3 protein-coding genes are annotated in these 6,000 nt (G+C 73.7%); 1 reads left to right on the top strand and 2 read right to left on the bottom strand.

The window, feature by feature from the left end; translation table 11 throughout:
• On the top strand, positions 1–1,108 hold a 1,108-nt coding region (locus tag SJ20_RS05290), incomplete at its 5' end, for an SbcC/MukB-like Walker B domain-containing protein (RefSeq protein WP_044659183.1).
• 46 nt (positions 1,109–1,154) lie between these two features.
• Here the strand turns inward: SJ20_RS05290 and SJ20_RS05285 are convergent.
• Positions 1,155–4,406 carry an efflux RND transporter permease subunit gene (locus SJ20_RS05285; protein WP_044659182.1) on the bottom strand — a complete coding sequence of 1,084 codons (3,252 nt, stop codon included), beginning with the start codon at positions 4,404–4,406 and terminating at the stop codon, positions 1,155–1,157.
• A 7-nt stretch (positions 4,407–4,413) separates the two neighbouring features.
• Positions 4,414–5,904, bottom strand: a complete 1,491-nt coding sequence (locus SJ20_RS05280; protein ID WP_205805183.1) for a malate:quinone oxidoreductase — start codon at positions 5,902–5,904, stop codon at positions 4,414–4,416.
• Between the last annotated feature and the right edge of the window lie 96 nt (positions 5,905–6,000).

Here is a 6,000-nt window from a genome sequence, read left to right as displayed (position 1 = left end):
GGAGGCCGCCGCCCACCGCGCCGCCCGGCTGACCGAGCTGCGGGACGCCGTCGAGGCCGCCCGCGGCGACGCCGAGACCCTCGACGCCCGCCGCGACCAGGTCACCGCCGCACGCCGGGTCCTGGCCGCCCTCGCTGCGGCGCAGGACGAGGACGCGCGCGCCCGGGCGGTCGCCGACGAGACCGGCCAGGCGCTCACCGCCGCGCTGGCCGAACAGCGCTTCGACGACGTCGACGCGGCGCGCGCGGCCCGCCTCGAGGAGACGGAGGCCGCCGCGCGCACGGCCGCCGTGCAGGAGTGGGACGCGGAACGGGCCCGCCTCGCCGAGCTCGAGGCGAGCGAGCCCGTCCGCCGGGGCCGCGCCCTCGCCGAGGCGGGTGTCGAGCCGCCGACCGAGGAGCAGACCCGCGCCGCCGCCGAGGCGCTCGCCGCGGCCGAGGCCGCGAGCTCGTCCCGGGCGACGGCGGTCGGGCGACTCGATTCACTCGTCGCCACGGTGCGCCGCCAGTCGGCCGCCCTGACCGAGGTCCTGGAGCGGTCCGCCGGGCTCATCGCCGAGCACACGCGGGTGCGGGGGCTGCTCGACCTCGTCCGCGGCGGCGGGGAGAACCTGCTCAAGATGCCCCTGACGAGCTACGTCCTCGCCGGGCGGCTCGAGGAGGTCGCCGCCGCGGCCACCGAGCGTCTGCTCGCCATGACGGACCAGCGGTATTCGATCGAGTACTCCGACGCCGTGGGCGGGCGCGGGAACAAGGGCCTCGAACTCGTCATCCGGGACCACTACGTGGACGAGACCCGCCACCCGGCCACGCTCTCGGGCGGCGAGACCTTCATGGCCTCCCTCGCCCTCGCCCTGGGGCTCGCGGACACCGTGCAGGCCGAAGCCGGCGGCATCGAACTGGACACGCTCTTCGTGGACGAGGGCTTCGGCTCGCTCGACGCGGACACCCTCGACGACGTCCTGGACGTCGTGGACACCCTGCGGACCGGTGGCCGGACCGTGGGCCTCGTCTCCCACGTCGAACGGATGAGGCAGGAGATCGGCGTGCGCCTCGAGGTGCGCAAGGACCGGCGCGGCTCGAGCCTCGCGGTGCACGACGGCGCCTGAGCGACGGGGGTGCGCCCCGCCGCCCCGGCCCGCGCCACGCGTGAGGTCAGGCCCGGCGCCACCGCCGGCGGAGGCGCTGCCGGAGTCGGCCGAGGCGTCCGGCGTCGAGCTCGGACGGGGCCGCCCAACGGTCCTCCGCCCGGCGCTCCTGCTCCGCCCGGCGCTCCTGCTCGGCCGCACGCTCGGCCGCGACGCGCTGCGCCTCCTGCTCGGCCGCGACGCGACGCTCCTCCTGCAGGCGGCGCTCCCCGCGGACCTCGGTGAGCCGGTACAGCACGGGCACGAGCACGAGCGTGAGCAGGGTGGAGGACACCAGGCCGCCCACCACGGCCACCGCGAGGGGCTGGGAGATGAACCCCGCGTGCCCCGTGATGCCCAGGGCCATCGGGGTCATGGCCAGGATGGTGGCCAGGGCCGTCATCACCACCGGGCGCACGCGGTTGAGCGCGCCCACCTCGATCGCCTCGTCCAAGGTCATGCCGCGGTCGCGGCGGTACTGGTTGATCAGGTCGATCAGCACGATCGCGTTCGTCACCACGATGCCCACCAGCATGAGCAGCCCGATCATCGTGGACAGTCCCAGCGGCGTGCCGGTGGCCAGCAGCGCCAGGAACACGCCCGTGGCGGCGAAGGGGATCGACACGAGCAGCACGAGCGGCTGGCGCAGCGAGTTGAACGTCGCCACCATCACGACGTACACGGTCGCCACGGCGGCCAGCAGCGCCAGTCCGAGGTCCCGGAACGTCTGCGCCTGCTGCTCCGCCGCGCCGCCCACGGCCGCGGTGACGCCCTCGGGCAGGTCCAGCTCCGCCACGGCCTGCGTGACCCGGCGTGAGACGGCCCCGAGGTCCTCGTCGTCCGGGGTCACCGTGACGACGGCGGTCCGCTCGCCGTTCGAGGACGTCACCCGGGCAGGTACGGACATCCGCGAGACCTCGGCGAGGTCCCCCAGCGGCACGGGCCCCTCGGCCGTCTCCACGGGCACCTGGCGCAGGGCGTCGAGGGACTCGACCGGCTCCGGGTCACCCAGCTGCACCGCGAAGCTCTCGAACCCGAAGCGGACGTCGCCCACGGGCACGGCCTGCAGGGCGGCGGCGGCCTGGCCGGCCACCGCCTCCTCGGTCAGGCCGAGCCGGGCGGCGGCGACGGTGTCCACGTCCACCTGGAACGTCGGGCGCAGGTCCGAGGCCGGCGTCGTCACCTCGCGGGCACCCTCGACGGGCCGCAGCGCCTCGGCGACCTGATCGGCGGCCGCGGTGAGGGCCTGCGGGTCGGGGGCGGAGACGGCCACCTCGATGTCCTGGCCGCCGCTCGGCCCCTGCTGTGTGGAGACGGACACGTCGCCCACGCCGTCGAGACCCGTGAGCTCGGCGCGCACCCCGTCCTGGAGGGCCACCTGGTCCGCATCCGGGTCGGTCACCACCGTGAACCGCGCCCGGTCCGCCGAGGAGCCGCCGAAGGCCCCCATCGGACCGGCGGCAGTGCCGGCCGTCCACTGGACGGTTTCGACGCCGTCGGTGTCCAGCAGCACCTGCTCGATGCGCTCGGCGGCGGCGGCCGTCGTCTCCAGCGACGCCCCCGGCTCCTGCTCCGCCGTGACGACGAACGAATTCTGTCCCGAGTCGCCCAGGAGGTTCGTGGGGATCAGCGGGACCAGCGCGGCCGTGCCGGCCAGCAGCGCCAGGGCGGCGGCGAGGGTGACCACGGTGTGCCGCTGTGTCCAGCGCAGCACCGGGCGGTAGGCCCGGGTGAGCCATCCGCCGGCCGCCACGGGCCGGTCGCCGGGGACGGCGGGCGCGGCCGTGGTCTCGGCCCCGCGCCGCGGGGAGCGCAGGAACCACCAGCACAGCACCGGCACGATCGTCAGGGCGACGACGAGGGAGGCCAGCAGGGCGACCGTGGCGGTCACGGCGAAGGGCCGGAACAGCTCGCCGGCCAGGCCGCCCACGAAGGCGATGGGCAGGAACACGGCCACGGAGACGAGGGTGGAGGCGGTGATCGCGGTGGCGACCTCGCGCGTGCCGTCCAGGATCGCGGTGCGCCGGTCGGCGCCCAGGCCGAGGTGCCGGCGGATGTTCTCCACCACCACGATCGCGTCGTCCACGACTCGGCCGATCGAGATCGTCAGCGCCCCGAGCGTCAGCGTGTTGAGGGAGTAGCCGAAGGCCGCCACCCCGATGAGGGCGGCCAGCAGGGACAGCGGAATGGACACGGCGGTGACGAGGGTGGAGCGCACCGAGAGCAGGAACACGGCGATCACCAGCACGGCGAACGCCAGGCCCAGCAGGCCCTCCTGGAACAGCGTGTCGATGGACTGCTGGATGAACGGGGCCTGGTCGAACACCACGGTCAGGTCCGCGCCGCCGCCGACCAGGGACGCCAGCTCCGGCAGGGCGTCGCGCACGGCCTGAGAGACCGCCACGAGGTCGGCGTCCGGGGTCGCGGTCACGGAGACGGACAGCGTCGGCACCCCGTCGGTGCGGGTCAGCGAGGTGGGGGCCGCGGCCACGAGGGTGACGTCGGCGACCTCGTCCAGGGTGCGCGGTTCGCCGTCGCCGGAGGGAGCGACGACGATCCCGCGCAGGCCCTCGAGGTCCTCGACGGCGGCGCCCGCCTGGACGGGATAGGTGGTCGCGCCCTCGGTGACCTGGCCGACGGGGAAGAGGCCGGCGTTCTCCTCGAGCGCGTCGGTGATGTCGGAGGTGGTCAGCCCGGCGGCGGCGAGCGCGGCCGGGTCCGGGACCACGGAGACGTTCTCGTCCGTGCCGCCGAGGACGTCGGCGCCTCGGACGCCGTCGATCTTCTGCAGCCGCGGGGCCAGGACGTCCTCGGCGCGGCGGCGCAGGGTGTTGAGGTCCTCGTCCCCGGACAGGGCGAGGAAGACCACCGGGAAGTCGGAGACGGAGCCCGCGAAGGACGAGGTCTCCGCCTCCTCCGGCAGCTGCGGCCCCAGGTTGGCCACCACGCGGTCCACCTGGGACCGGGCCCGGTTCAGGTCTGTGCCGTAGGCGAACTCCAGCTGGACCGCGTTGAAGCCGGACTGCGACGTGGACCGCGAGGATTCGAGCCCCTCCACGGCCTGCAGGGCCGTCTCGAGGGGCTCGCCCACCTGAGCGTCCACGACCTCGGGGGACGCCCCCGGGTAGAGCGTCGAGACGGAGATGACGGGCAGCTCGAGCGGGGGGATCAGCTCCCGCTTGAGCTGCCCGGCGGAGAGGACGCCGAACACCGCGATGAACACGGTGACGAGCGCCACGAGCGCCCGCCGACCGAGTGAGAACCGTGCGAGCGCTCCCATCGGGGCGTCAGGCCAGCTTCAGTGCGGCGTCCGTGACGGTGCGGACCTCGTCCAGCAGCGCCGGGTCGTCGTTGAGCGTGTGGCCCAGGGACGGGATGAGCTCCTTGAGCGTGCCGTCCCAGCCGGCCATCTTCGCGGGGAAGCAGCGCTCGAGCAGCTTCACCATGATGGGGGCCGCGGTGGAGGCGCCCGGCGAGGCGCCGAGCAGGCCGCCGAGCGAGCCGTCCGCGTGCGTGACGACCTCGGTGCCGAACTGCAGGACGCCGCCGAAGCGGCCCTTGCGCTTCATCACCTGCACGCGCTGGCCCGCGGTGATCAGCTCCCACTCGCCGCCGTCGGCCTCCGGGTAGAACTCGTGCAGCGCGTCGATCTTCTTGTCCCGGGACTTCAGCACCTCGGTCACGAGGTACTTGGTCAGGTCCATGTTGTCCTTGGCCACGTCCAGCATCGTGCTGAGGTTGTGCGGGCGCACGGACAGCGGCAGGTCCAGGTAGGAGCCGGTCTTGAGGAAGTTCGTGGAGAACCCGGCGTAGGGGCCGAACAGCAGGGAGCGCTTGCCGTTGACGAAGCGGGTGTCCAGGTGGGGCACGGACATCGGCGGGGCGCCGACGGCGGCCTGGCCGTACACCTTGGCCATGTGCTGGTTGACCACGGACTCGTCCGTGCAGCGCAGGAACTGGCCGGAGACCGGGAAGCCGCCGAAGCCCTTGGCCTCGGGGATGCCGGACTTCTGCAGCAGGGGCAGGGCGCCGCCGCCGGCACCGACGAAGACGAAGCGGGCGCGGTCCACGAGCTCGGAGCCGGCGGCCTTGTTCTTGACCTTGACCTCCCAGCGGCCGTCCGTGCCGCGGGTGAGGCCGGTGACCTTGTGACCGAAGCGCACCTCGGCGCCGGCGCCGGCCATGGCCGTGATGAGCTGGCGGGTGAGGGAGCCGAAGTCGACGTCGGTGCCGCCGGTGTTGCGGGACGCCGCCAGGCGCTGGCCCGGCTCACGGCCCTCGATCAGCAGCGGGGCCCAGGCACGGATCTGCTCCGGGTCCTCGCTGTGCTCCATGCCGGCGAACAGCGGCTGGGCGGACATGGCCTCATAGCGGGTGCGGAGGTAGTCCGCGTGGTCGTCACCCCACACGAAGGACATGTGCGGCAGCGGGTTGATGAAGGACTTGGGGTCCTTGAGCGTGCCGTCCGCCACCAGGGAGGACCAGAACTGGCGGGTGGTCCAGAACTGCTCGTTGATGCCCAGCGCCTTGGTGACGTCCACCCGTCCGTTCTTGTCCATGGGCGAGTAGTTCAGCTCGCACAGGGCGGCGTGGCCGGTGCCCGCGTTGTTCCACGGGTCGGAGGACTCCAGGCCGGCCTGATCGAGGCTCTCGTACAGGGCGATGGACCAGGTGGGCTCGAGCTTCTGCAGCAGCACGCCCAGGGTGGCGCTCATGATGCCGCCGCCGATCAGGACGACGTCGTGGGTGGCGGTGGACGAGGTGGTGGGCACGGTCAACTCCTGAAGCAGAACGACGGCGGGTGGGCGCAGTGCGACCAGGCCGAGCAGTGGCGGTCGGGCCGGGCGCCGTGATCTCCCACTGTACTACCGGTG

Origin of the sequence: Micrococcus sp. MS-ASIII-49 (assembly GCF_000946635.1) — a bacterium.
GTDB classification, from domain to species: domain Bacteria; phylum Actinomycetota; class Actinomycetes; order Actinomycetales; family Micrococcaceae; genus Micrococcus; species Micrococcus luteus.
The sequence above is the reverse complement of the archived record's forward strand: the minus strand, read 5'-3'. Positions and strand labels throughout refer to the sequence as shown.